The sequence below is a fragment of the Slackia isoflavoniconvertens genome, assembly GCF_003725955.1.
Lineage (GTDB): Bacteria > Actinomycetota > Coriobacteriia > Coriobacteriales > Eggerthellaceae > Slackia > Slackia isoflavoniconvertens.
Genome location: NZ_QIBZ01000008.1, coordinates 47,508 through 72,370 on the forward strand (window position 1 = coordinate 47,508; position 24,863 = coordinate 72,370).

A 24,863-nucleotide genomic window follows, 5' to 3' on the forward strand; every position below is an offset into this window, starting at 1 on the left:
CGCAATTATTCATCTAAAACTTAGGAAGATCGTCATGAGCATAGAGTCGCTGTACCACTTTTTCTTCGAGTCATTCGCTGGCGTGGGCATTCTGGTGCTTGCGGGCCTCGTGATTTCGGTTTTGGTGTGCGTGATTATGGAGTGGCGCACCCGCCAAGCGTTCAAAGATCGCGGCGAGGTCGAAGACGATGATGACGATTTCACCTTCTTCGATGACGATGACGACGAGGACGAGTAGTCGCCGAACCAACCGGGCACCTCAGGCCCCAACCGTCGAAAGAAATGCCGGCCTCGTGTCGGCATTTTTATTTTGAAGATAACGCCCGCGAAAACGAGCGCCCCAAAAAGCAGCCCCCCATAGCGCCGAAACCAAAAATCTCGCTTTTTTCGAAAAAGGTGCTTGCATCCATGAATCGCTTCGGATATAGTACTAACTCGCTTCGCAAGAAGCCATGCGGGTGTGGCGGAATTGGCAGACGCGTACGGTTCAGGTCCGTATGGGGGCAACCCCATGAAGGTTCAAGTCCTTTCACCCGCACCACTTAAAACTTGAGGCCAGGAGTTCGCTCCTGGTCTTTTTTATTTCATCGAATATGCGGCACAGTCTTTGGACCCAACGTCGCTTCAAACAAAGCGACCTTTAGCGCGAGCGCGCTTCGAACAAGGTTCCACAGAAAAACGAGCGCCATCTGCGCCAATACCGAAAATGGCACAGACCTTATTCCACAAGACCAAGCCGCCTTCATCTCGCAAACTCCGCCCCGCAGGCGCAAACCAAGAGAATCATCCTTCGGCCCGAAATCGGTCTTTCAGCTCAAAAACGCACGAAGGCCCCGCGCTCATCACGAACGCGGGGCCTTCAAAGGCAACCAAAATCTGAATTAGTCTTCGCTGATCTCGGTGATGCAGCCCATGGGGCATTCCTCGACGCAGTCGCCGCAGGCGATGCATGCATCTTCGTTCTCAACGACGACAACGCCGCCGGCAATCTCCAAAACGTCCTGCGGGCAGGCGTCAACGCAAATGCCGCAGCCAATGCACTCTTCGGTTTCAAGCACAGGATGAGCCATTGTGTGCTCCTCTCACTTGTGTACTCAGCTTCAACGCTGAAAATCAACACTGACAAAAACTCAAACCGGCACCCCGCCGGCTCAAATCACTGACCGCAAAATACCATGACTTGCAGCGTTTGCAAGAAGAAATTCGGAAATGGCGTTGAACGGTTCCAACCTTTTTGCAACGCGTTAGCAAAACCCCACGTCACGCATTCAGAAGATAGCCTTGTGCAACAAATTGCATTTTAGAATTGCTCGTTTTTTTCCATAGGAAACCCTATGAATTATTTGCGGTAATCAGGTTTCTGTGGGATACTAACCACCGTGCAATCAGCAACCGCACACAATTTCATAAGTTTCGCTTACACACACCTTAAACACCGCACGAGCGAAAGGACCCATGGCGCATGGCCACTAAGCTGTCTAGAACTTCATCTCCCGTCGAAGCAACGCTTTCCTTCATGTCTGACAAATGGAAAGTCCTCATTCTTCGCGACCTTCTTACCGGCACGAAACGCTTTGGCGAGCTGAAGAAATCTATCGGCAGCATCTCCCAAAAAGTGCTCACCTCAAATTTGCGCGCCATGGAAGAAGACGGCCTGCTCAAGCGTGAAGTGTTCGCCGAAGTGCCGCCGCGCGTCGAATATACGCTCACCGATCGCGGCCGCAGCCTCGAGCCTGTCATCGACGCCATGCGCGTCTGGGGCGAGGCGCACATGGCCGAACTCATTATTGAAGAAGAAGCCACCTACAAGCAGAACTAAGTTACGCACGTTTCAGCGTTTTGATGAGCGCCCAGTCGCGCTGTTTCAACTCGTCGTCAGATAAATCGCCCTGAAACGATTCGAACGCCACAAACGGGCGCCCCAGCAAGCGCGTCGCAGCGTTGAGCGGCAGCTTTGCGTGGTAGCCATCGGAAAGCATAGCCGCGGCAATCCCATCGGCCACGATAATCGCCGCCGGGTCAAGCGCCTCCACCACAAACGTCGCATGCGCGGGTTCGCCGACAAGCGACACGTCCACTATCACGGGGTCTGGCATGCCAATACCCGCGCATGCCGCACGAAGCGCGGAAAACACCTGGTCAGGCAATTCGCCAAAACCAACGATGCACGCATCGGCATCCACGTCGCCCGCAATAGCCGCATCGTATTCCGCGAGCTGCTCGAACTTCGCATCGAGATACATGTTACTTTTCGCTGGTTTTTTCACACCTATCCCCTTTTCTTGCTTTCAATGCACCACGCGCAGGACCATAATAGCCCCAAACCCGAGAGGCCAAACAGCAAAACCCTCTTCAGGGAAACTTCGACGGAGCAGCCCGCCCGAAAGGCAACGCGCCCAGTCGCCGCACTTCCAATCGCGAACGACAGCGCAACGCCCGAAGGCGCACGCCCGCCGAAAACCGTACGGATGAGCGCCCATCGCGCCCATCACCATTTTTTTTGCGCCTGCCCCAACGACCACCGGCCAGCGAGGCCAAAGCGTTGCCTGCGAGGCGCAGCGAGAGGAGCCACCATGTGCACCAACGGCATTAACACCGGCCAGTTCGAGCAAATGATCGAGCAGATCGACGACCACATCAAGCTGGAGCGCCGCTGGGCTCACAACCTGGCCCACCAGGCAGAAGACGCGGGCTTCGAAACCGCTGGAGAGAAGCTCCACGCGGCCATGAGCGCCCTCGACGACATTCGCGCGCTACTCGACGACGCCAAAGAAGCTCTGGAAGACGACGCCGAAAAAGCCAGCGGCGTAACCGTCAAACTGGTGTAAATCATGGCTCAAGACCTTATGAGGTTCTCGGTTGCAATGCCCGAGAGCCTCTTGGTTCGCTTCGATGCCCTGGTCGCGCGACGCGGCCTGGCGAAAAACCGCAGCGAGGTCATTCGCGACCTGGTGCGCGACGCGCTCATCGACGAAGAATGCTCCATGCCCGGCGAAGAGGTCATGGGCACGCTCACCATCGTGTTCAACCATCACACGGGAGACGTACGCGACAAACTCGACGGCATCCAGCACGAGTTCTTCGAGCAAATTGTTTCGAGCATGCATGTGCATCTCGATGCCGAAACCTGCATGGAAGTCATTATCCTGCGCGGCGAAAGCGGCCTGATTCAAACCATCTCAAATATTATCCTGGGCACAAAGGGCGTGACGCACGGGCATCTCACCATGACCTCGACGGGACATGGCATCTACGACAATCAGCCCACGCCGGGCACCGACGCCGTGAATGCTGCGCGCGCTTACGCGCACGACCATCCGCATACCCACGGCCATAGCCACACGCACTAGCCCCAAGGAGCATCCATGAGAGAAGCCCTCGACATAGAAGTTCACGGCGTCGTTCAAGGCGTAGGCTTTCGCCCGTTCGTCTTCAACGCCGCGCTGCGCCACAACATCTGCGGTTGGGTGCTCAACGCCACCGCGGGCGTCTTCGTGCACGCGGAAGGCGAGCCCGAAGACATCGACGCATTGGTTATGGAAATCAATAGCAATGCGCCGGCCGCCTCGCGCGTGGACGAAATCAATATGAAAGAAGCCCCGCTCGAGGGGTTCTCCAATTTCGAGATTCGCTATTCAGACGAAGCCGAAGCCGACGCGACCACCCTGGTATCGCCCGACTTGGCAACATGCGACGAATGCGTGGCCGAGCTGTTCGACCCGCACAACCGCCGCTTCCATTACCCATTCATCAATTGCACGAATTGCGGACCGCGCTTCACTATTATCGACAGCCTCCCTTATGATCGCGCGAAAACTTCCATGGCGGGCTTTCCCATGTGCGAAGCGTGCGACGCCGAATATCGCAACCCGGCCGACAGACGTTTCCACGCACAGCCCGACGCATGCTTCGAATGCGGCCCTCATATCTCCTGGTGGGAAAAGGGCTTTACGGAAACCCCCGCGACGAACGAAGCCTTTAACGGCGCCGATATTGACGAAGACGGAACGTTGTGGGGCAGCACCCTTCAGACCAGCGATGCGATTTTCGCGCGCGCGGCCGAACTTTTGCATGAAGGGGCCATTGTTGCCGTGAAGGGCCTTGGCGGCTTCCATTTAGCATGCGATGCGCGCAACCCCGAAGCCCTCGCCGAGCTGCGCCGCCGCAAGCGCCGCGAAGGCAAAGCATTCGCGGTTATGTATCGCACACTCGACGACGTGCGTGAAACCTGTCAGGTCAACGATGCCGAACGCCGCTTGCTCACAGGCACGCAGCGACCCATCGTGCTCTTGAAGAAGCGCGACGACGCGAAATTCGCGGCGGGCCTCGCCGACCATCTTCCCGAACTGGGGGTTATGCTGCCGTATACGCCGGTGCAGCACCTGCTGCTTGCCGCGTTCGGCGGACCGCTCGTCATGACGTCGGGCAATCTGCACGATGAGCCCATTTGCATGACCGATGACGAGGCGCGCTCCCAGCTCGCAAGCATCGCTGACGCGTTTCTGGGCAACAATCGCCCCATTCGTTGCCGCTTCGACGATTCGGTCGTGCGCGTGATTTCGGCGGGGAGCGCCGGAGACGCCGTGCAAATGGTGCGCCGCGCGCGCGGGTTCGCACCCATGCCAATTTCTCTTGCGAAGAAGGGCGACCAAACCAGCAGACGAACAAAACGCGTGCTGTTCGCCGCAGGCCCCGAGCAAAAGAATACGTTCTGCCTGCTGCGCGGCGACGAGGCGTTCGTGAGCCAGCATATTGGCGATATGGAAAATGCCGAGACGTTCGACGCGTGGCTTTCGGCAAAAAAGCATTTCGAAAGCCTGTTCCAAGCCGCGCCCGAAAGCCTTGTGGCCGACATGCATCCCGAATGCCTCTCGTCGAAATGGGCCGAAGAGGCCCATCGCCGCGCAGCCGACGCAGGCGAAGATCTGTCCCTTGAGAAAATCCAGCACCATCACGCGCACATCGTAAGTGCCATGGCCGAATGCGGCCTCGACGAGGCGACCATTGGCGTTGCCTTCGATGGCACGGGCTACGGTTACGACGGGCGCATTTGGGGCGGCGAGGTTCTGCTCGCGAATCGAACCGATTTCGAGAGGTTCGCGAACTTCGCCTACCTCCCCATGCCAGGCGGCGCGGCGGCGGTGAAAAACCCACTGCGTATGGCCTATGGGGCGCTGCACGAATTCGACTTGCTCGATCACCCCGCAGCCATCCCCGCGATTGAGGCGCTCGGCGATGCCGCCCACGTGTGCGACCACATGATTGAACGCGACCTGAATTGCCCGCGCACTTCAAGCGTCGGCCGACTGTTCGACGCCGCGAGCGCGCTTTTAGGCGTATGCGAGCACCCCGCCTACGAGGGCGAAGCCGCTGTGCTGCTGGAAGCGGCCATAAGCGACGCCTCGTTGGGCCGAAAGCGAATTGTCGACCCCGAAGCCGCAGGCGACGCCTACCATATGGGCGTCTCCAAGAATTGCGCCAACCCCGACAGCACCGCGCACGACACGAGCGTCATTCTGCTCGACGCCCAGCCCGTATTCGCGAGCATGCTCGACGACATGGCGGCAGGCGTGGCGACGTCGGCCATCGCCCGCAAGTTCCACGACGCCATGGTCGAGACCATTATGCAGGCATGCCTGGTGGCAAACGCGGCCTACGGCATTTCCACCGTGGCGCTTTCGGGCGGTGTATTCATGAACCGCTACCTGCTCGAGCACACGCTCGCCGCGCTCGAAGCCGCCGGCTTCACCGTTGCGCTCAATAAAGAGTTGCCGTGCAACGACGGCGGCGTTTCATTCGGACAAGCCGTCATCGCCGCAGCGCGCCACGCTGGGGCAGATGCGCAGAAATAGAGGGAGGAACCCAGTATGTGCCTTGCGATTCCCGCAAAAATCACCGAGCTCGACGAGGGCAACATGGCCACCGTCGACATTTTGGGCGTCACGCGCTCCATTTCCATCGACCTTACTCCGCAGGCAACCGTAGGCGACTACGTGTTGGTGCATGCGGGATTCGCGATTGAGGTGGTAAGCGAACAGGCCGCGAACGAAACGCTCGACCTTATTCGCCAATTCCCCGAATTCGCCGAAGACGTGCAACCCGCGCCCGCGGTGTAGGTGACAGCCATGGTTGACCAAAACAGTTTCAAAGACCCCGTGCTTGCACGCGGGCTCATCGAAAGCATCCAAGCCCTCGCGCCCGAGCATGCGACCCTTATGGAAGTATGCGGAACGCACACCGTCGCCATTGCCCGAAACGGCATTCGTTCGCTCATGCCCGAAGGCTGCCGCCTTGCAAGCGGTCCGGGCTGCCCCGTATGCGTGACGAGCAACCACGACATCGATACGGTTATTGCACTCTCTCGCGTTCCGAACGTGATTATCACCACCTTCGGAGACATGACGCGCGTACCTGGCTCCACGAGTTCGCTCCTTAAGGAACAGGCCGCGGGACGCGACATTCGCATTGTGTATTCGCCCCTCGACGCACTGACGGTCGCCAAGGAAAACCCCACGCGTCCCGTCATTTTCGTAGGCGTCGGCTTTGAAACCACCACGCCGCTCGTTGCCATGGCGATCAAACGCGCCAAGGCGATGGGACTCGCCAATTTCAGCGTGTATGCTGCGCACAAGAACATGCCCGGTGCGCTCGACGTGCTCATGGGCGACCCCGAGCTGAAGGTTAACGCCCTCATTTTGCCGGGGCACGTAAGCACCATCATCGGAATGAAGCCTTACCAGTTTTTGGCCGAGAAATACCACATCCCTGGCGTTATCACCGGGTTCGAGCCGCTTGACGTACTCGAGGGCATAGCCATGATCATGCGCCAGTTGCACGAAGGGCGCGCCGAAATCGAGAACGCATACGCGCGCGGCGTCATGCCCGAAGGCAACCCCGTGGCGCTTGCCGCGATTAACGAGGTGTTCGATACCTGCACCGCAACATGGCGCGGCCTTGGCCCCATTGAGGGAAGCGGCTACCGAATTCGCGACGAGTTCGCTGATTTCGATGCGATGCGCGTGCATGAGGTCGAGGTAGAGCCCACAATTGAGCCGAAGGGTTGCCGCTGCGGCGATGTCCTGCGCGGCATTATGGCGCCAAGCGAGTGCCCGCTGTTCCGCAAGGTTTGCACACCGGAAAACCCCGTGGGACCCTGCATGGTGAGCTCCGAGGGCTCCTGCGCCGCATATTTCAGGTATTACTAGGGTTGTTGTCCGCGCCGGGCGGAGGGGGCCGATTTGGCATGCCCGCTCGGCTACCGGCCGCTTCGCGGCCTATGCGCCTCGCTCCGGTTTCCCGTTTTAGGAGAAATTGAGAAGCCGAGCATGCCAAATCGGCCCCCTCCGCCCGGCGCTCCCGAAACCGTCCAGCGAACGAGGGAAACGCGGCGCTTTCCTCGTTCGCTGGACGATGGGAATACTTGTTTCGTTTGCTTCGCCTTTTGGCGAGGCAAACGAAACATCGGGCATTTCTGCCGTTTGAAGATTCATTCCAATGCGTCAAGCTATAAAGCTGACGAATTTGAGCGAATCCCGCTATTACTGGATGGGTCCACACTCATCACCCGACGAAGGGAGTTTTCATAATGGCTGACGAAACCGTTCTTTTGGGTCATGGCTCCGGCGGAACCATGATGAAGCGCATCATCGACGACGTGTTCGCCGCGACCTATGGCTCTGAAGAACTTGCCCAGGGCAACGACGCGGCGCTCCTGCCCGCCCCCGCCCCCGGCGAGCGCCTGGCGTTTTCCACCGACACGTTCGTGGTCACGCCGCATTTCTTTCCCGGCGGCAACATCGGCCGCCTGGCCGTTTGCGGCACAGTGAACGACGTTGCCACAAGCGGCGCCAAGGTGAAATACCTCTCGGTCGCCATGGTTCTCGAAGAGGGCTTCCCCATGGATGACCTGCGCCGCATTTGCGAAACGATTCGCGAAGTCGCTGCCGAGGCTGGCGTGCATGTAGTAACGGGCGACACGAAGGTCGTGAATCGCGGACACGGCGACGGCATTTACATCAACACGGCAGGCGTGGGCCTGGTGCCGGCCGGCGTCGAGCTTTCCGGCGCGAACTGCAAGCCGGGAGACGCCATTCTGCTTTCCGGCACGCTGGGGGATCACGGCATTTGCATCATGAGCCAACGCGAGAACCTCTCGTTCAACGCCCCCATCGAAAGCGACGCCGCCCCTCTGAACGGCCTTATTGCCGACGTGCTCGCCGCCGCCCCCGATACGCGCTGCTTCCGCGACCCCACTCGCGGCGGCCTGGCCTCGACGCTCAACGAGCTGGGCGCGCAAAGCGGCGTTGATATGGTGGTCTCGGAAGACGACGTTCCCGTGAAAAATGTGGTACGTGGCGCGTGCGACATGCTCGGCTACGACGTGTTCCAGGTTGCCAACGAAGGCAAAATGGTTTGCATCGTGCCCGCCGAGCAGACCGAAGCGGCGCTTGCCGCCATGAAGGCCAACAAATACGGCGCCGATGCCGCCATTATCGGCCGCGTCGAAGAAGCCGACGAGACCCGCGGTCCAAAGGTTTTCCTGGAAACGGGCTTCGGCTCGCGCCGCATTCTCGATATGCTCGTGGGTGAACAGCTTCCGCGCATTTGTTAATTACCCGCAATGGGGGCAGGGAACATCCTCCTGCCCCCATTTTTTGCGGCCGCATCCGCCCCTCCATCACGTCGCCTCCACATTGAACAGGTGATAATTTCCAGTTGAGGCCTGATTTCGGTACAATACCCCAACAACGAAGATATGACTCAGGCGCGCGTTTTCTGTGCGCCTGCTTCGTGAAGGGGAGATTTCGGCAACACCCGTACCAGATTGCTCCCCGCATTCGCATAATAATTGCGAGAAAGAGGAACCATGCTCATCAACGACACCGAGAAGCTCTACCCCTCGGCTAAGATTCTGGTTCGCGACAAAGTCGCCAGCCGCCTTCACGCCAAGGATGAAAGTCTCTACGATTTCGACGAAGCTGCCGCCGAATGCGCAAAGAACTACACCGGCTGGGCAACGCTTGCGAGCCAGCCGCCCTATCCTTATAAAAAAATCCAGGCTTTCGCAGAAGGCATCATCGCCGAAGGCTTCAAGACCGTTTTGCTTATTGGTCAGGGCGGCTCCACTCAGGCTCCCATGACCATCACCAAATACAACAAAGTCGACCGCAACGCGCTCGACTTCAAGGTGCTCGACTCCGTATCGCCCGTTCGCGTGCGCTCGATCCTAGCCGGCCTCGATCTGGAACGCACGCTCGTGCTCGTTTCCAGCAAATCGGGCGGCACCATCGAGATGCGCAGCGTACTCGACGCCGTGCTTGATCACTTTGAGATGTACCTGAAAACCGAGAAAATCCCGTCCCATCTGGTCGCTATCACCGACCCCGGCAGCGACTTGGAGAAGCGCGCCCACGACGAAGGCTGGCGCGCATGCTTCCTTGGCGAGCCTACCGTTGGCGGCCGCTTCAGCGCGCTTTCGGTATTCGGCTTGGTGCCCGCCGCACTCGTCGGCATCGACCTGGGCGGTTTTTTGGGCCACGCCAAAGATGCCGAGCGCGTGTGCAGCGAAAACTCTATCGACAACCCCGCCATCACGCTGGCAAGCTTCCTGTACGACAACTACTTGAACGGCCGCGACAAATTCAGCTTCCTCACGCCGAAGCGCGGGCGCGTGCTCGGCCTTTGGATCGAGCAGCTCGTCGCCGAAAGCCTCGGCAAGCAGGGCGTGGGGATCCTGCCGAACATCGAGCTCGACACGCTGCTTCTTGTCGAAGACCCGAAAGACCGCAGCGTCATCACCTACCAAACCAAAACCGACCTGTGGGACGAGCGCAAGAATTTCGACATGAGCCTCGCCTACCTCGATTCGGCTATTCCGCGCCTTTCCTTCCGCATCGACAGCGTGCTCGATTTGGCCGAGCACTTCGTGATGTGGGAATACGCAACGGCCATGTGCGGCTATCTTATGAAGCGCTGCCCGTTTGACCAGCCCGACGTTGCCTCCACCAAGGCCGCCGCGCTGAAGTTCCTCGCAGAAGGCTGCCCGAAACCCGATTTCACCGAGAATTTCATCGGCAACGTGAACATGGGCGAGGCCGAGGTCACCATCGCACCGTGCATCAAATCGGATACGCTTATGGGCGCTTTGCGCAATCTATTCGCGTCGATTAAGCCGGGCGACTACTTCGCGCTCAACGCGTTCTTGCCTTTCGACGGCGAAGGACGCCGCGAAGCGCTTGAGGTTATTCGCCACGGTGTCGCCGACAAGCTCGGCGTCGTAAGCTGCCTCGAGATTGGCCCTCGCTACCTGCATTCCACGGGCCAGCTGCAAAAAGGCGGCACCAACAACGGCGTATTCCTCATGGTTTCCGCCGACGAATTGAAAGACATCCCGCTGCGCCACGTTGAGCCCGAAAGCCTGGGAATGCTCGCACGCACGCAGGCCGCCGCCGACCTCTCGATTCTTATTGAGCGCGGCCGCCGCTGCATGCACCTGCACCTACCCGACAATTCCGGCGTGACAATTCGTGCCTTGGGCGATGCCGTCATGAAGGTTCTCGACGAAATCGAGCGAGAGCGCGCGGCCGAATAGGCGCACCCCACGAAACGAAACGAGCCCGCAGCTCAATTGAACTGCGGGCTCTTCTTTTTGGGAGGATTATGAGCCAGGCCCCTCTTACGCCTCGGGGAAGAACACTTCGCGCATCTCGGCGTCTGCGGCCGCGTCGGCGGCATTTGCGCGACGATTGCCGACCCATGAGCCAATCACCATGCACAGAAGCGACACGGTGATGCCAATCACGATTTGGTGCAGGCCGAACAGCTTGAAGCCAAGCGACATGCACAGGCAATAGACAGCCGTGCCGCCCACCATCGACGCAATCGCGCCCACCTTGTTCGCTCGCTTGAAGAAGAGCGCACCCACAAGAACCCAGCAAAATGCCGTTTCAAGACCGCCGAACGCGAACATGTTGATCTTCCAAATAACGCTCGGCGGAACCACGGCAAGCACGAATACGATAACGCCCACGCCCAGGGTAATAATCTGGCTCGAGCGCGCCATGACGGCATCGCTTACCTGCTGGCCCCTATCGTCTGCATAATGCAGCCACAAGTCTTTGATAATGGCCGAGGACGAGGCGATGAGCAGCGAAGACACGGTAGAAATCGATGCGGCAACAGGGCCGACAATCGCAACGCCGGCAAGCCATGGCGGCAGGGTTTCCACAATGGTGCGCGGAATAATATTGTCAACGCTTCCACCATACGAGGCCAAGTCCCCCGTAAGCACGCCCGCGGAAAGCACGCCAAGCGTGGTAACGCCAATCATCATGGCGCCGATAATAATGGTGCCGCCAATCATCGCGCCGCGCAGGCTCTTCGTATCTTTGTAGCCCATGCAGCGCACCACCGATTGGGGCAGCGCGAACGTGAAAATGCCGACGAGCAGCCACTGCGTGAAGTACAACGACACGGGCATGGTGCCGCCCGAAAGGGGCTCGAGCATCTGCGGATGGTTCGTGCGAATGGTGCCCATGATGTTTTCCCAGCCGCCGCCCGCAATAAGAATGCCGGCCGCAAGCACCACGATGCCCACGAGCATAGCGATGCCGCACAACGCGTCGGTTACGGCTACGCCGCGGAAACCGCCCACGGTCGTGAAAATAATCACAGCAACGCCGAAAATGGCCAAGCCAACAAAATACGAATACCCCGTCACGGCTTCAAACAGCTTCGCGCCGCCCACGAACTGGGCAACCATAGTTGCCGCAAAGAACAGTACGATAATCAGAGCCGCAGCATTCGCCAACGCATTGCTGCGGAAGCGGGCACGAATCACATCGATCACCGTGACCGCCCCAAGCTTACGCGAAACAAGCGCCATCTTCTTGCCCATAATGCCGTAGAGCAAAAACAGCGTCGTTACCTGCACGGCCGCCATGTACACCCAACCAAAGCCGGTTTGCCACGCCTGGCCGGGGCCGCCCACAAACGAGCTCACCGAGCCATAGGTGGCAATGGTAGTCATGGCCAGTACAAAACCGCCAAGCGTGCGGTTGCCGATGAAGTATTCCTTCACGAATCCGCCTTCGCCCGCAGCACGCGAGCGGCGACGCGCCGCAATCGCGAGCCCGAGAGCAAGTACGAGGAAAATGAGCACGGGAAGCAGGCCCGCAATACTAGTTGTTTGCATCGCGCTCCTCCTCATTCAAATCGAAATCGGCGAATACCCGGCGGCCCAGTACCACAGCCGCCACGATGGCGGCGATCCATGTGCCAAGCGTTCCGCCGAACACCCAAATAGGCGTTCCGAATACTTCCACATCGAACGCGGAAAGGCCGAAGCCTGCCGCTATCCACACCACCACAACAATCACGAGCGCGACCACGGTCGCCTTCGCCTCGCGATTGGCTTGCGCCATTTTCTCGCGATAGGTCCACTGCTTCTTTTCCGGCAGCACAAATAACTCCTCTCCTTCGGGCGCACACGCGCCGCGAACGATAACGCGCATATTGTACGCGCCGCCGACCTGCATAAACGATTTTTCCTTATCCATCGGCATTATGCGGGGGTAAGCGGGGTATTCCAAACGAGCGGCAAGGCTATACTTACACTCAGGAGGTGTGCTATGCACTTGAAGAAAACGAAGCGCGGCGAGCGCGTATACCTTTCGGTTGTGCAGAACTACCGAGAAGGCGGGAAAACGAAGACAAAGACCATCGAGTCGATCGGCTACGTCGACCAATTCACAAGCCAATACGCCGACCCTATCGCCCACTTCCAAGCCTACGTCGCCGAGCTCAACGAACGGGCGAAAAGCGAAAACCCGCCCATCGCTTTCACATTTCCGCGCGACGCGACCATCGATGACACCCATATTGCCCAAGCTCGCTGGGGAAGCGCCATCGCGCTCGCATACCTCGATGCGCTAGGCGTTCGGCGCTTCTTCGAAAATCGCGCGGGACATGTCGGCTTTCCCGCGCATGCGGGCCGCATTTTTGAGATGCTCGCATCCGAACGCATGATTCACGTGGCCCCCAAGCGCGAGACGTGGCAACGCCGCGCCTCATTCCCGCGCACATGCGATTTCACCTTGGCCGATACGTACGCCGCCTTCCAGTGTTTCGCACGCAACGAGCGAGCGTTGGTGGCGCATCTCTCGAAAACCTACCAGGCAATTCGTGAGCCCTACCAGGTCAATTCGGTACTGCTGGTTCTTGCTTCGTTCACCCTGGCCGACACAGGCGATGTGAACGCGACAAACGCTCGACCGGCGGGCGGAATTGATCGCGACGAAGGGCTGTCGATGGGCATTGGCATGCTGCTCGACCGCACGGGCATTCCCATGACCTACCATGTTACAAGTGCCACGCCGAGCGCCGATGAGGTATCGGGGCTCGTCGCGAGCGCGAAAGGCAATTTCGGCGCAAAACGCGTCATCGTGGTTGCGGGCCGCACTCCCCACGCGCGAGAAATCGCCGAGACGCTCGCCGAAAGCGGCGACGGGTTCGTCTTTTTCCGGCCACTCGAAACCGCCGCTTTCGACCTTCAGGCATGGGTCGCCGATGCCTCCGATTACATCACCACGCAATCGGGCAGCTACAAGGTCAAATCGCGCACCGACGAGACGGCGGGCATTCGCGTCAAAGACACGGTGCTCTGGGGCCGCGACTACGCGAAAATCGCCCGCAAACAAGGCCGCGCCGAAGATGAGGCGCGAGATTTGGCCCTCGATGGCTATATTTGCATATCGTCAAGCGAAACGAAGCTCACCGCCGGCACGCTGTTCCATATCTATCGCGAGCTGTGGCGCCTCACCGAGCCATTCCAGCTGCTTGAATCCGATTTCTCGCCTTCGCCCTATCCCGTGGCCCACGCCATACACATGCGCGCGCATTTTCTGATGTGCTACGCCGCATTCTTCGCCTTGCGCCTGCTTCGCAGCGATATGGGATGGAGCAGAAACGCCGCCCAAGTTGCCGATGCGCTTTTGCGCATGGAAGGCAGCCACCTGGCCGAAAATTGGTTTTTGTTCAGCTACCGAAGTCCCATAACCGACGAAATAGAGCGGGCCGCGGGCGTTGATGTGGCGCGCAGGCTGCGAACGGCCGCCGACATTAAGCGCGACATTGCAAAAGCCCGTAAGCATATCGAGCGACAAGAAGGATAGCGCATATGAAAAAAGGCTCGCCAAGGCGAGCCTTTCGAAGTTCATTTTTGCTGCACTCTACAGCCCCAACGCCTTTTTCAGCGAGGAAACGCGGCGGCGAGAAACAGGGATTTTCTCGTCGGTTGCATTCAGCGACAAAAGCAGCGTACCGCCGGGAACGGGCTCGACCTCTTCGACATGCGAAAGGTTCACCAAGTAGCCGCGATGCACACGGAAGAAACCGTGGCCATCGAGGCGCTTTTCGAGCTGAGCGAGCGACACGGTGGAGAAGTAGCGGTCGTTGTCGGTTTGCAGGTACGCGTAATCGTCGCGCGCCATGACGAAACGAATGCTGTCGATGGGGATGAGAATCTTCTTGCCGCCCTTTTCGACAGGAATGCGCTCCGACTGGCTGGCCTTCACATGCAGCGTAATGTACTCGCTCGCGCGATTCACGGCCTGCTGCAGGCGATCGGTTTCGACCGGCTTCACCAAATAATCGACGGCATTCACTTTGAAGCCTTCGAGTGCATGCTCGCTATAGGCGGTAACGAAAATGACCGCCGGAGGATTCTTCAAACGCTGCAGGGCCTCGGCGAACTGAATGCCATTGACCTCAGGCATGCTCACATCGAGGAACAGCACATCCACGGGGTAGCTCTGCATTTTCTCAATAGCCTCGCGCACGCTTGCGGCTTCGGCGAGCACTTCGACCCCACCGACTTCGCCCAGCAAGTAACGCAGCTCGGAACGAGCAGGAGCTTCGTCGTCAACGATAATCGCGTTCAGCACAGCATCCCCCAATAACTGGAAAGTTCGTATAAGGAAGGCGGACTCAAGCGCCCCATGCCAACGGCGTAAAACCGTCGGCGAGCGATGCCCGTATACGAATAGTAGCCCAAATTCGCGATGTTTAAAAGCATGGAAACCCTAGAATGGCACACCTTTAGCCCCACTTCACGCAAGCTATAGATATCGCCAATGAATAATGCCGTTCATCAGGAAATTCATACCTTTCGCCAGCTCAGGAAAACCAGTCGCCGACAAAACGCCATAACGCTAGTCTTCCACCAAGCCGTCTTTCATGAACATGGTCACACGGGTGCCATTGCCTGGCGTCGAATCAACCTCCATGCGCGACTCAGTACCGAAATAACCGCGCAAGCGCTCGTTGATGTTCTTCATTGCGATGCCCAAGCCCTTCGAGGCTTCGGGACGCAAAAGCTTGCGGCGCTGCTCGGCATCCATGCCCACGCCGTTGTCGGAGACGGTGATATACAAGTCATCGCCTTCGCTGTACGCCAAAATATGAATCTCAAGCTTTCCTTCTTGCGGCATGGCGTGGCGCACGGCGTTTTCCACAAGCGGCTGCACCATGAACGCGGGCACCATCACGCTTTCAAGGCCCGGCTCGATATCGATGTCCATGGCAAGGCGGTCTTCGCCGAATCGCGCCACTTCGAACGTAAAGTAGCGCATCGTCTGCTCGACCTCCCGCGACAGCTCAAGCAAATCGTCGGAGTTCTCAAGCGTACGACGGTAAAACACAGCGAACTCGCGCAGCAGCATGCGTGCGCGATCGGGGTCGGTGCGCACGAGCGACGCAATGGTGTTGATGGTATTGAACAGGAAGTGCGGGTTGATTTGACTCTGGAGCGCCTTGAGCTCCATGGTGGTCGCAAGCTTGGTTTGTTGTTCCAGCTCAACGGCGGCAATCTGCGTCGAAAGCAGCTGCCCCAAGCCCTCCGCGAGCGCCACCTGCGTTTCGGTGATGTCGCGCGAACGGCGATAGTAAAACTTCAGCGTGCCAATAATGGCGTCGCCTCGCGTAAGCGGCACGATAATGCCGGCTCGCAGGCCTTTGATGCTATCGGGGAATCCAATCTCTTGCGGTGTGCCCAGCACACGCAGCTTGCCGTCTTCAAGCGTGGCATGCGTAGCCTTTGTGCGAATGGGCGCGCCGCCTGGGCTGATTTCTTCGTCGTCTCCAGCATAACCCAAAATCGATTCACGATCGGTAATCGCCACAGCCTGCGCCCCAATGGCGGGCAGCAGCAAATGGCACACCTTCTGCGCCGTGGGAATGTCGAAACCCTCTTGGAAGCACGCAAGCGTTTGCGACGCGATTTTAAGAATCGTATCGGACTGACGAGCACGCACCGTATCGGGATTAAGGCGCGAATAGATGAGCAGTGCCACGGAAATGGTGAACGAAATACCCGCGACCACGTTCAAATTGCCCACCGTTTCGGGCCAGGCCATCGCGCACGCAAGCACCGCGGCCGAGAGCACGCATATCGCCGCAAGCACGACATCGAGCACGCGCGCATATATGTTTCGAGGTGGTTTGGACATGAGGTTCCTTTCATACGTTGGGCAGCGCCGCCCGCTGGGCGGAATTTCAAGAACGTCTCTTGAAGAAGGAGATCGATCCGAGCCGCCATGCACCACATTCACACGACGCGTCGGCGCGATCGCCTTCCCCTAAATCACGCTTGCTTCATTCACGACCAAAAGCACGGCCATCAGCAGCAAAAATAGCGCAAAGGCAAAACGCAACGCACGCTCGGGCACACGCTTCACCAAGTTGGCGCCGACAATCGCGCCAGGAATAGAACCGATCATCATCGCAACGCCGACCATGTAGTCGATATTGCCCAAAACAGCCTGCTCAATAACGCCGGGAATCGCCAGAATACACACCGCGGTAAGCGACGTGCCCGACGCCAAGCGCATGGGAATTCCGAGCATGCTCACGAATAGCGGCACCATAATGAAACCGCCGCCCACGCCCACATATCCGCTCATGAAGCCGGCAACAACGCCGATGAGCGCCACCTTCGCCACGTATTTGGGGATGAGCTTGATTGCCGGCGCCTCGAGAGGAGCGGCCTGTGCCCCTGCGGCACTCGAGCCGCCCGCCGCCACAGGTACCGTCGCCGTAAGGCTTGCCGCTGTCGCATCGCCCGTCGCTACAGCAGCGCCCACCGCCGCCGTGTCGCTCGTCGTCGACTTCTTCTCGCACGCCTTGCGACTTCCCTTCGCTGCGCCACCCTTTGGCGCTGCCAGCGCCTTTTTCAGCATAGTGAACGACGAGTACATCACGACAACCGCAGCTGCGCCCATAATCGCCCAACCCGGCGACACGTTTGCGGCCCACACGCCAACGGGCGAGAGGCACGCGCCCGTCAGGCCGCACACAATTCCCACCCGCGGCAGGGACGTCTTGTTTTTAGCATGCTTCCACATACCCGAAATCGACGTTGGCACAATGGTGAACAGCGAAGTCGCCGTAGCGGCAATGGGCTCCATGCCAAAAGCCAGGCGGAACAGGGGCACCATAACGGTGCCGCCACCAATACCCAAAAGCCCTGAAAGCACGCCGACGCCCACGCCAACGAGCGCGGCGATGAAGAACGAAACCATGAATGAACTTCCCGTAAACCCTATTCTGCGTTGCCTATATTAAGGCGAATCTCCGTCGTTGCGCCAGGGTCGATTCCGCCGGCGGCTCCCCATGCCGCGCGCTGGGCGCGTTGTGCCTCGGCTTGCCGCACATCGCGGTTCGACGAGCTCAAAAGCACGCTTTGGAGAATCGCGTCGTTCGCCATGCGCTTCATGACCGCAGGCCATATCGACTGGAAGCCGAAATACTTCGAACAGTGGGCTTCGGCATATCGAGATGCCTCGCCCGTGGCCGCTCTTGCCGCGCGACGATACCCGGCGCCATCGGGGCGCCCGAAGCTACGCAGCCACGCCGTGCGCTTAATGCGGCGCGTGATGCCCGGCTCCAAGAAAGGCCCTGGGTACGGCAGCAACGATTGCGGCTTGATCTGCAGCAGGTCGATTTGGGTTCGCCCGTATTCCACCTTGCGATACTCGTAGAGCCAACGGAAGATGTCTTGGCGGAAGCGAAGACCTTCACGCTTGGTTTCGGGCGGAAGGTGATGCATGTACCACGTGTTGTCGAACCAGATATCGCTGCCGTACATGCGCAAATCGAGCATGTAATCCAAATCTTCTCCGCGGGCGATCCACGGGTCGAACGACACGCGACGAAATGCCTCGCGATGAAGCGCCAAACAACCACCGCACACATGGTTCGAGCGAGACAGGCGCGGGCCCTTCATGGCTTTGGAAATCCACTTGTTGAATGCGGTGGCCTGGTCCCAATAGCGGTTGTACCATTTCGTGGATCGGCTCGAGAGGTATTCGCCTTCTTTGTTCAGATAAAAGCCCGACTTCGCAAGAATAGGCACGCCGCTTCGCGTAAGCTTGCCCAGGCCATACATCGCCTTTTCCAGAAACGCGGGATCGTCGATCACCACATCATCGTCGACGAATACCACCGAATCGAAATCGAGTGCGCCCGCAAGAAGAAGCCCCAGGTTGCGCATTGCGCCATAGCCTGCAAGACCCACTTCGTTGCGCAGTCCAATGTTGAGCTGCTCCATGCGCTGGCGCACAAGCGCCATCTCGGGAGCGCCCACCACGGCGATATTCAAATCGGGAAATTGCTCGGCAACGGCGCGAATTTTGCTCGCGGCCTTATTCTCGATAGCGGGTTCGGCAATCACGAGCACAATGATATGCCCAAGCCCGCGCACGCACCGAAGCGATTCGAGGCAACGGGGCAACTCGCCCGAGGCCGACATCGATGTCGTATGGTCATATGTCGTGGTAACAGGACCCGATTCAACGCGCCCACGCGCGGACACGAACGTGGGAATAATCACAACTGGGTTCATGGGCACTCTTTTCCATCGCTCGAGGCAAGGTGCGTGTCCTCGCCTCGGCGAAGCCGTATTTCAGTTACGGTTATTCTACCCCTTTGTTCCGCCCCGCCCCAACGCAACGTATAATGCCCTGGTATTACTTGCGATGCAGCCCATGCGGCCAAGCACGCTCCAACCAAGGAGAACCCATGAAAACCCACCGTCCCTACCCTATGGCATTCATCACGCCCAAAGGCGAACGCGCATGCCGCGCCGGCCACCCTTGGGTCTACGATGCGGAAGTCGAGCGCATCGTAGAAGCGGGCGACCCCAAAGAAGCGGCTCGCACGTGGAAAGAATCGATCGAGTCGGGTGGAATCACCCCGGAAAACGGCGCCCTCGTCGACGTGCTCTCACGCAAAGGCGCATACCTTGGCACAGGTATCTTCTCGCAGCAAAGCAAGATTCGCATTCGCCTGCTTTCAACCAACGCGAACGACGCGTTCGATTCGGCGTTTTGGGAACGCAAGATTCGTTGGGCTTGGAACCATCGTCGCGCCGTGATGGGCGACGACGTTTCCGCCTGCCGCATGATTTTCTCCGAGGCCGATGGCTTTTGCGGCCTTGTTGTCGATCGATTCAACGACGTGCTCGTAACCCAAACGCTCGCCTACGGCATGGAACGCCTGAAGCCCGTCGTGTTCCCCCTGCTTGTGAAGGTGCTCGCTGAAGATGGCGTCGTCATTCGCGGCATCTACGAGCGCAATGACGTGTCGACGCGCAAACTCGAAGGCCTTCAGGAAAGCTGCGGCTGGTTCCCCCTGGAAAACGATTTTGGTGGCTTAGGGGCTCAGCCCGCGCTTTCGGCGGTGCCCGCGCCTCTCGCGCCAAGCGACGAAGCCGCAGCGGCATTCGGCCCCACCACGACCGAAATCATCGAAAACGGCGTGCGCTACCATGTCGATTTCGAAAACGGCCAGAAAACCGGTTTCTTCCTCGACCAGAAATACAACCGCCGCGCCGTGGCCAATATCGCCCGCGGGCGTCGCGTGCTCGACTGCTTTACGCACACGGGTTCGTTCGCCCTAAACGCTGCCGCTGGCGGAGCCGAGCACGTGCATGCCGTCGACATCTCTCAACTCGCGGTCGACATGGCGGAATCGAATGCCCGTCTGAACGGCTTCGAAAATCGCATGAGCTTCCAGGCCGTCAACGTGTTCGATTTGCTGCCCGAAATCGAGGCCCAGAAAAAAGCACCATACGACTTCATCATTCTTGACCCGCCGGCGTTCACGAAGAGCCGCAAGACCATCGATTCGGCTACACGTGGCTACCACGAGATCAACTACCGCGCCATGAAAGCCCTGCCGCGCGGCGGATACTTGGCCACTTGCAGCTGCTCGCACTTCATGGATACCGACCGCTTCCGCAAAATGCTCGTGAGCGCGGCGCACGATGCCGGCGTTCAGCTGCGCCAAATCGAGGAACGCCAGCAATCGCCCGACCATCCCATCGTATGGGGCGTGCCCGAAACCGACTACCTCAAATTCTTCTTGTTCCAGGTTGTGTAAAGGCGGAGCAAGAAGGGACAAACGCGCCCGTTCGCTCATTTGTTCGTTCGTTTTGAAACGATCTGCTCGTCTCGCAACGAGGCTTGAAGCTTCCCCGCAAAGCCTTCAGCCTGCCACTCAGCGCGGCACGCCCCATCGGAGCCGCACATAAAAAGCCCGCTCGATTGAGCGGGCTTTCTGCTATTCAGATTTCTTTTCGCCTTCGGACGTCTCTTCAGGCTTTGCCTTGCGAATGAAGGAATGGCCGAAGCGCTTCTTTTCCGCCTTCGCGGCCTCACGTTCAGCCTCCTTAGCGGCATCGATCTTGTTCTTCGCTGCCGTGGTGGGATGCTTCTTGGCCTCTTTGGGGTGCTTCTTGAGCATCTCCATTTGGTACTCGCGGCGAACCTTGCGCACCTTGGCGAAGTCAAACCACAAAGCGCCGATAATCAACGCGTATGCGGGAATCAGGAAGCACCACGTCATAGTCGGGTTATCGGGCCACCAGGAGCCAGCGCCCATGGCGACCAACGTGCAGACGATAGCGCCGCCGAGCATGCCCCACCAAATGCGCTTGTACTTTTTGTACTGAGCCGTAGGCGGATTGTAATACTTGCGGTCGAGCTCTGCCTGCTTTTGGCGAGCGGCCTTTTGCGCAGCTTTCTTTTCCTGAGGAGTCTTCTGCGTGGACTTCACGTACACGCTCGACGCGGCTTTGGACTTCGGCTTGAGCGACGAGGCAGATTTCTTGGTCTGGCCCTTCGGTCCGTCGGTCTGATAGCGGTCGTTCATCGGGTTTCGTGTGCTCATATGGATACTTTTCTTCTCGAAAACACTTGGTAAATCCAAAGCATAAATAATAAAGAAAGGCCCCATCAAAGGCAAACCTCCAATGGGACCTTTTGGCGTTTCATTGAAAAACGTCGCATTAACGCCAAAATTGGCAGGTGGCTTTATCGCATAAAGGGAGCAAAGAAGACGCGGGCGCACCTCGAGGCATTCCCCATGCGCAGCCTACATGCGCTATCGCACAACTCGTCATGCCAGCAATGTGGCGCATTCAAAATCGTGAAACGGGTGCCATCTAGAAGTTGAACGTGCGGCCCGAAAGCTTCTCGTATGCCTGGATGTACTTCTCGGTGGTCTTCTCGATAACGTCGGCCGGCAAATGCGGCGGATTGCCCTGACGGTCCCAATTGGCGTTGAGCCAGTTGCGCACGAACTGCTTGTCGAAGCTTGCCTGCTCACGGCCCACTTCGTAATCGTCGGCGCTCCAGAAGCGAGAGCTGTCGGGAGTGAGCACCTCGTCACCGAGAATCGTGCGGCCGTCAAGCACGCCGAATTCGAACTTCGTGTCGGCGATGATGATGCCCTGCTTGCGTGCATGCTCCGCAGCGGTCTCGTACACCTTCAGCGACAGGTCGCGAATGTCGGTCGCGGCCTTCTCGCCCACGATTTCAACCGCGCGCTCGAAGCTGATATTCTCGTCGTGGTCGCCGATCTCGGCCTTCGTGGAAGGCGTGAACAGCGTCTGGGGAAGCTTGGCGGAATTCTGCAGGCCGGAAGGAAGCTCGATGCCGCATACGCTGCCCGTTTTCTGGTAATCCTTGAAGCCAGAACCAGTCAGATAGCCGCGTACGATGCACTCGATAGGAATCATCTGAGCTTTCTTCACGATCATGAAGCGGCCGTTGAGGTAGTCGCTCCACTCTTTGAACTGTTCGGGCAAATCGTTTACGTCAGAAGAGACCAGGTGGTTTTCGACAACGCCCTCGAGCAGTTCGAACCAGAAGCAGCTGATCTGGGTAAGAACCTGGCCCTTATGGGGAATTTCGTCTTCCAGAATGTAGTCAAACGCCGAAATGCGGTCGGTCGCGACGAACAGCAGCGTGTCGCCAAGATCGTAAATGTCGCGTACCTTGCCCTGCGCGTCGGGCTTGATGGTAATGGGGTTCACAGCCTAGTTCCTTCCCTTTCGTTTTGCCGCCTGCGCTTTTGCGCCGCGTTCTTTCGAATTGGCCTTTTCCTTTTGCGCCTTGATGCGCTCTTCGTCATAAAGCGGAACGTGGATGGTAAAGCAGGCGCCTTCGCCCTTCTTGCCTTCCACCTGCACCCAACCGCCATGACGGTCGACGATTTCTTTCACAACGGCCAAGCCTACACCCAAACCGCCGCTTTGACGCTGACGGCTTTCCTCGGCACGCCAAAAACGCTTGAACACCATGCGGCGCTCCTCGGGGGAAAGGCCGATGCCCGTATCGCGAACGGCAATCGCGGCCATAACATCGCCGCGCTTTACCGAAACGGTAATCTTGCCCGGCGCCGGCGTATAGCGAACCGCGTTAGAGATGAGGTTCGCGGTCGCCTGGCGCAGCATGTCGCGATCACCGTAAACAATAACGTCGGGCTCTGCGTCATACTCGAGCATAAGACCGGCGTCGTTGACGAACGCCTCATGCGACATAACGAGCGGGCGAATAAGGTCGCCCACGTCGACGACCTCCTCATTCATGGGAGTCGAACGGCTCTCGAGGCGCGAGAGCTTCAAAATGGCGTCGACCAAGCGGGAAAGGCGCTGCACCTCGGCGTCAATCGTGTTCAGGCGCTCTTCATCGGCCTCGAACACGCCATCCATAATGGCCTCGACCGTCGATTGAATCGCCATGAGGGGCGTGCGCAGCTCATGCGCCACGTCAGTGGTAAGGCGGCGCTCAAGTTCCTGGTTGCTCTCAACGCTTTCGGCCATGGCGTCAAACGTTTTAGCAAGCTCGGCAATTTCATCTTTACCATCGAGGTTCACGCGAGCCGAAAGGTTGCCTTCCTTGATTTCCTGCGCCGTTTTCGTGATGCGATTAATAGGGCCCACCAGGCCACGGGCAAACAGGATGCCGATAAGCGACGCAAGCGCGACAGATAGCACAGCGGCAAGGCACATGCCCTGGTAGCTTTGCATGCGGAATTCTTGATCGGCCTTCGAAAGCAGCAAGTCGCTGCCATAGACCCAAATTTGAACGGTGCCGACAACCTGGCCATCGCCAAGCGTGATGGCCGCGGAAGCCATCCTGCCATCGGATGGTGCAAACGAGCCCGTTTCGTCAATGCTGTTCGAAGAGGAATACGAAGAGCCGTTGGGGCGCGACGAGTCGTACACGACGGTTTCGGTCGAAGAGGAAATTACCTGAATGCCCATGCCCGGCTGCAGCATATGCACCGATTCGGCCGGCTCCGCATCGTTAATGGAAAGCGACGGATAGCTCATTTTGTTGCCCTCGCCAATAGCGTCAAGCGTTGCAGAATTGCTTCGCTCGTAGCGGTTCGCAATGTTGGCGGCGGTGGTATCGGCGAGCTGTTGACCATTCTCGCGGGTATAGGCCTGGAAATGCTCTTCCCACACATAGGAAAGAACGCCCATTGCCACCACGACGGTCATGATGGCAACGAGCGAAAAAGTTACGGTTACGCGAGTGGTATACGAGAAGCCAAAGAACCAATCATAAATGCGCTGGCGCGCGGTTCGTTCATCGGTTCGCTGCTTCTTGCCACTTGCTTGCTTAGGTTCTGACGCCATGATTGCTGCGATCTCGCCCTCGTGTTTCTCAATGCCGGCAAGCCGGCGCAAACCGACTTACTGCTTGGTGGGGTCTTCGAAACGATAGCCCACGCCATGCACGGTGTGCAGCCACTTGGGATTACGCGGATTGTCGCCGATTTTGGCGCGCAGGTTCTTCACATGGGAGTCGATGGTGCGCTCATAGCCCTCGAAGTCGTAGCCGAGGACCTTCTCGACGAGTTCCATACGCGAATACACGCGGCCAGGATAGCGGGAAAGCGTGGTGAGCAGCTTGAACTCGCTGGCGGTAAGATCGACTTCCTTGCCTTTGACGAGCACCTTGTGGCCCGAAACGTCAATCGTGAGCTCGCCGAACTCGAGCACCTCGCGCTGAGGCTCGGAATCGGCATGCACGCGGCGAAGCAAGGCGCGAACGCGGGCGACGAGCTCGCGGGGGCTGAAGGGTTTCACCAGATAGTCGTCGGCACCGAGCTCGAGGCCGATGATGCGGTCTTCAACCTCACCCTTCGCGGTGAGCATGATGATAGGCACATCGGAATTGTCGCGAATGGCACGGCACACGCGCTCGCCCGGCACGCGGGGAAGCATGAGGTCGAGCACGACCAGGTCGAAATGATGCTTGGAAAATTCTTCGAGGGCTTCCTGGCCGTCGCCAACGGCAGTCACCCAGTAATTCTCACGTTCGAGATAGGCGGCTACGGCATCGCGGATTGCCTTCTCGTCTTCGACGAGGAGAATGCGTCGCGTTTCGTTGCTCATGATGAATGCTCCCCTGCTGTATTGATTTTGAGGCCGACACGCGACCCCAGCGTACGGCCGCATGCCGCGCGCAATTTTCGATTTGGGTTTATTGTAACGATTCAGGCGCAACCGTGGG

General features: G+C 58.6%; 23 protein-coding genes and 1 tRNA gene. 12 read left to right on the forward strand and 12 right to left on the reverse strand.

The window, feature by feature from the left end; translation table 11 throughout:
- The first annotated feature begins 34 nt into the window (after nt 1-34).
- Nucleotides 35-238 (forward strand): DUF6724 family protein, encoded by a 204-nt coding sequence (locus DMP05_RS05640; RefSeq protein WP_114615307.1) that lies wholly within the window; start codon nt 35-37, stop codon nt 236-238.
- A gap of 216 nt (nt 239-454) precedes the next feature.
- A tRNA-Leu gene (locus DMP05_RS05645) sits at nt 455-541 on the forward strand.
- Nucleotides 542-881: 340 nt separating this feature from the next.
- On the opposite strand, the gene DMP05_RS05650 is transcribed toward DMP05_RS05645, so the two are convergent.
- Nucleotides 882-1,070, reverse strand: coding sequence for a 4Fe-4S binding protein (locus DMP05_RS05650; RefSeq protein WP_114615306.1), 189 nt, complete (start codon nt 1,068-1,070; stop codon nt 882-884).
- Between the two features lie 392 nt (nt 1,071-1,462).
- Here DMP05_RS05650 and DMP05_RS05655 point away from each other — a divergent pair, with 392 nt between their 5' ends.
- A complete protein-coding gene (locus tag DMP05_RS05655) occupies nt 1,463-1,819 on the forward strand; it encodes a winged helix-turn-helix transcriptional regulator (protein WP_114615305.1) in 357 nt (118 codons plus the stop codon).
- A gap of 1 nt (nt 1,820) precedes the next feature.
- On the opposite strand, the gene DMP05_RS05660 is transcribed toward DMP05_RS05655, so the two are convergent.
- Nucleotides 1,821-2,267, reverse strand: a complete 447-nt coding sequence (locus tag DMP05_RS05660; protein ID WP_148039695.1) for a hypothetical protein — start codon at nt 2,265-2,267, stop codon at nt 1,821-1,823.
- A gap of 306 nt (nt 2,268-2,573) precedes the next feature.
- Between DMP05_RS05660 and DMP05_RS05665 the strand changes: the two genes are divergently transcribed.
- The 7 genes from DMP05_RS05665 (at nt 2,574) to DMP05_RS05695 (ending at nt 10,591) form a co-directional block, all read left to right on the forward strand.
- On the forward strand, nt 2,574-2,828 hold the full coding sequence (locus DMP05_RS05665; protein ID WP_114615303.1) for a dynein gamma chain protein: 255 nt from the start codon (nt 2,574-2,576) through the stop codon (nt 2,826-2,828).
- Between the two features lie 3 nt (nt 2,829-2,831).
- Nucleotides 2,832-3,350, forward strand: coding sequence for a nickel-responsive transcriptional regulator NikR (nikR, locus tag DMP05_RS05670; protein WP_123219544.1), 519 nt, complete (start codon nt 2,832-2,834; stop codon nt 3,348-3,350).
- A gap of 15 nt (nt 3,351-3,365) precedes the next feature.
- Nucleotides 3,366-5,852 (forward strand): carbamoyltransferase HypF, encoded by a 2,487-nt coding sequence (hypF, locus tag DMP05_RS05675; protein WP_123219545.1) that lies wholly within the window; start codon nt 3,366-3,368, stop codon nt 5,850-5,852.
- A 15-nt stretch (nt 5,853-5,867) separates the two neighbouring features.
- A complete protein-coding gene (locus DMP05_RS05680; protein WP_123219546.1) occupies nt 5,868-6,116 on the forward strand; it encodes a HypC/HybG/HupF family hydrogenase formation chaperone in 249 nt (82 codons plus the stop codon).
- A 9-nt stretch (nt 6,117-6,125) separates the two neighbouring features.
- Entirely contained in the window at nt 6,126-7,205 is a 1,080-nt protein-coding gene (gene hypD, locus DMP05_RS05685) for a hydrogenase formation protein HypD (protein ID WP_123219547.1), read from the forward strand.
- 380 nt (nt 7,206-7,585) lie between these two features.
- Nucleotides 7,586-8,611, forward strand: coding sequence for a hydrogenase expression/formation protein HypE (hypE, locus tag DMP05_RS05690; RefSeq protein ID WP_123219548.1), 1,026 nt, complete (start codon nt 7,586-7,588; stop codon nt 8,609-8,611).
- 255 nt (nt 8,612-8,866) lie between these two features.
- Nucleotides 8,867-10,591 (forward strand): glucose-6-phosphate isomerase, encoded by a 1,725-nt coding sequence (locus DMP05_RS05695; RefSeq protein ID WP_123219549.1) that lies wholly within the window; start codon nt 8,867-8,869, stop codon nt 10,589-10,591.
- Nucleotides 10,592-10,675: 84 nt separating this feature from the next.
- Here the strand turns inward: DMP05_RS05695 and panF are convergent, their stop codons facing one another.
- Together panF and DMP05_RS05705 are read right to left on the reverse strand one after the other, a co-directional pair.
- Nucleotides 10,676-12,193 (reverse strand): sodium/pantothenate symporter, encoded by a 1,518-nt coding sequence (panF, locus tag DMP05_RS05700; RefSeq protein WP_123219550.1) that lies wholly within the window; start codon nt 12,191-12,193, stop codon nt 10,676-10,678.
- Nucleotides 12,180-12,461, reverse strand: coding sequence for a YhdT family protein (locus DMP05_RS05705; RefSeq protein WP_244595066.1), 282 nt, complete (start codon nt 12,459-12,461; stop codon nt 12,180-12,182). Before DMP05_RS05705 ends, panF begins: the two co-directional genes overlap by 14 nt.
- 168 nt (nt 12,462-12,629) lie before the next feature.
- Between DMP05_RS05705 and DMP05_RS05710 the strand changes: the two genes are divergently transcribed.
- On the forward strand, nt 12,630-14,171 hold the full coding sequence (locus DMP05_RS05710) for a hypothetical protein (RefSeq protein ID WP_123219551.1): 1,542 nt from the start codon (nt 12,630-12,632) through the stop codon (nt 14,169-14,171).
- A gap of 57 nt (nt 14,172-14,228) precedes the next feature.
- Here DMP05_RS05710 and DMP05_RS05715 read toward each other — a convergent pair whose 3' ends face one another.
- From DMP05_RS05715 to DMP05_RS05730, 4 genes are all read right to left on the reverse strand, one after another.
- On the reverse strand, nt 14,229-14,942 hold the full coding sequence (locus DMP05_RS05715; RefSeq protein WP_123219552.1) for a LytR/AlgR family response regulator transcription factor: 714 nt from the start codon (nt 14,940-14,942) through the stop codon (nt 14,229-14,231).
- 267 nt (nt 14,943-15,209) lie between these two features.
- Complete coding sequence (locus DMP05_RS05720) at nt 15,210-16,505, reverse strand: histidine kinase (protein WP_123219553.1); 1,296 nt, start codon at nt 16,503-16,505, stop codon at nt 15,210-15,212.
- 129 nt (nt 16,506-16,634) lie between these two features.
- On the reverse strand, nt 16,635-17,576 hold the full coding sequence (locus tag DMP05_RS05725; RefSeq protein ID WP_123219554.1) for a sulfite exporter TauE/SafE family protein: 942 nt from the start codon (nt 17,574-17,576) through the stop codon (nt 16,635-16,637).
- Between the two features lie 20 nt (nt 17,577-17,596).
- Nucleotides 17,597-18,898, reverse strand: a complete 1,302-nt coding sequence (locus tag DMP05_RS05730) for a glycosyltransferase family 2 protein (RefSeq protein ID WP_123219555.1) — start codon at nt 18,896-18,898, stop codon at nt 17,597-17,599.
- Between the two features lie 176 nt (nt 18,899-19,074).
- Between DMP05_RS05730 and DMP05_RS05735 the strand changes: the two genes are divergently transcribed.
- Nucleotides 19,075-20,436 carry a class I SAM-dependent rRNA methyltransferase gene (locus tag DMP05_RS05735; protein WP_123219556.1) on the forward strand — a complete coding sequence of 454 codons (1,362 nt, stop codon included), beginning with the start codon at nt 19,075-19,077 and terminating at the stop codon, nt 20,434-20,436.
- Between the two features lie 180 nt (nt 20,437-20,616).
- Here the strand turns inward: DMP05_RS05735 and DMP05_RS05740 are convergent, their stop codons facing one another.
- The 4 genes from DMP05_RS05740 to DMP05_RS05755 form a co-directional block, all read right to left on the reverse strand.
- A complete protein-coding gene (locus DMP05_RS05740) occupies nt 20,617-21,225 on the reverse strand; it encodes a hypothetical protein (protein ID WP_123219557.1) in 609 nt (202 codons plus the stop codon).
- Between the two features lie 274 nt (nt 21,226-21,499).
- Nucleotides 21,500-22,372 carry a phosphoribosylaminoimidazolesuccinocarboxamide synthase gene (locus DMP05_RS05745; protein ID WP_114615289.1) on the reverse strand — a complete coding sequence of 291 codons (873 nt, stop codon included), beginning with the start codon at nt 22,370-22,372 and terminating at the stop codon, nt 21,500-21,502.
- A 3-nt stretch (nt 22,373-22,375) separates the two neighbouring features.
- A complete protein-coding gene (locus DMP05_RS05750; RefSeq protein WP_123219581.1) occupies nt 22,376-23,983 on the reverse strand; it encodes a sensor histidine kinase in 1,608 nt (535 codons plus the stop codon).
- Nucleotides 23,984-24,040: 57 nt separating this feature from the next.
- Entirely contained in the window at nt 24,041-24,745 is a 705-nt protein-coding gene (locus DMP05_RS05755) for a response regulator transcription factor (protein WP_114615287.1), read from the reverse strand.
- Nucleotides 24,746-24,863: the final 118 nt, after the last annotated feature.

Coding starts and splice junctions, on each gene's coding strand:
- DMP05_RS05640 (WP_114615307.1), top strand. CDS start 35: ATGAGCATAGAGTCGCTGTACCACTTTTTCTTCGAGTCATTCGCTGGC.
- DMP05_RS05650 (WP_114615306.1), bottom strand. CDS start 1,070: ATGGCTCATCCTGTGCTTGAAACCGAAGAGTGCATTGGCTGCGGCATT.
- DMP05_RS05655 (WP_114615305.1), top strand. CDS start 1,463: ATGGCCACTAAGCTGTCTAGAACTTCATCTCCCGTCGAAGCAACGCTT.
- DMP05_RS05665 (WP_114615303.1), top strand. CDS start 2,574: ATGTGCACCAACGGCATTAACACCGGCCAGTTCGAGCAAATGATCGAG.
- nikR (WP_123219544.1), top strand. CDS start 2,832: ATGGCTCAAGACCTTATGAGGTTCTCGGTTGCAATGCCCGAGAGCCTC.
- hypF (WP_123219545.1), top strand. CDS start 3,366: ATGAGAGAAGCCCTCGACATAGAAGTTCACGGCGTCGTTCAAGGCGTA.
- DMP05_RS05680 (WP_123219546.1), top strand. CDS start 5,868: ATGTGCCTTGCGATTCCCGCAAAAATCACCGAGCTCGACGAGGGCAAC.
- hypD (WP_123219547.1), top strand. CDS start 6,126: ATGGTTGACCAAAACAGTTTCAAAGACCCCGTGCTTGCACGCGGGCTC.
- hypE (WP_123219548.1), top strand. CDS start 7,586: ATGGCTGACGAAACCGTTCTTTTGGGTCATGGCTCCGGCGGAACCATG.
- DMP05_RS05695 (WP_123219549.1), top strand. CDS start 8,867: ATGCTCATCAACGACACCGAGAAGCTCTACCCCTCGGCTAAGATTCTG.
- panF (WP_123219550.1), bottom strand. CDS start 12,193: ATGCAAACAACTAGTATTGCGGGCCTGCTTCCCGTGCTCATTTTCCTC.
- DMP05_RS05710 (WP_123219551.1), top strand. CDS start 12,630: ATGCACTTGAAGAAAACGAAGCGCGGCGAGCGCGTATACCTTTCGGTT.
- DMP05_RS05720 (WP_123219553.1), bottom strand. CDS start 16,505: ATGTCCAAACCACCTCGAAACATATATGCGCGCGTGCTCGATGTCGTG.
- DMP05_RS05725 (WP_123219554.1), bottom strand. CDS start 17,576: ATGGTTTCGTTCTTCATCGCCGCGCTCGTTGGCGTGGGCGTCGGCGTG.
- DMP05_RS05730 (WP_123219555.1), bottom strand. CDS start 18,898: ATGAACCCAGTTGTGATTATTCCCACGTTCGTGTCCGCGCGTGGGCGC.
- DMP05_RS05735 (WP_123219556.1), top strand. CDS start 19,075: ATGAAAACCCACCGTCCCTACCCTATGGCATTCATCACGCCCAAAGGC.
- DMP05_RS05740 (WP_123219557.1), bottom strand. CDS start 21,225: ATGAGCACACGAAACCCGATGAACGACCGCTATCAGACCGACGGACCG.
- DMP05_RS05750 (WP_123219581.1), bottom strand. CDS start 23,983: ATGGCGTCAGAACCTAAGCAAGCAAGTGGCAAGAAGCAGCGAACCGAT.
- DMP05_RS05755 (WP_114615287.1), bottom strand. CDS start 24,745: ATGAGCAACGAAACGCGACGCATTCTCCTCGTCGAAGACGAGAAGGCA.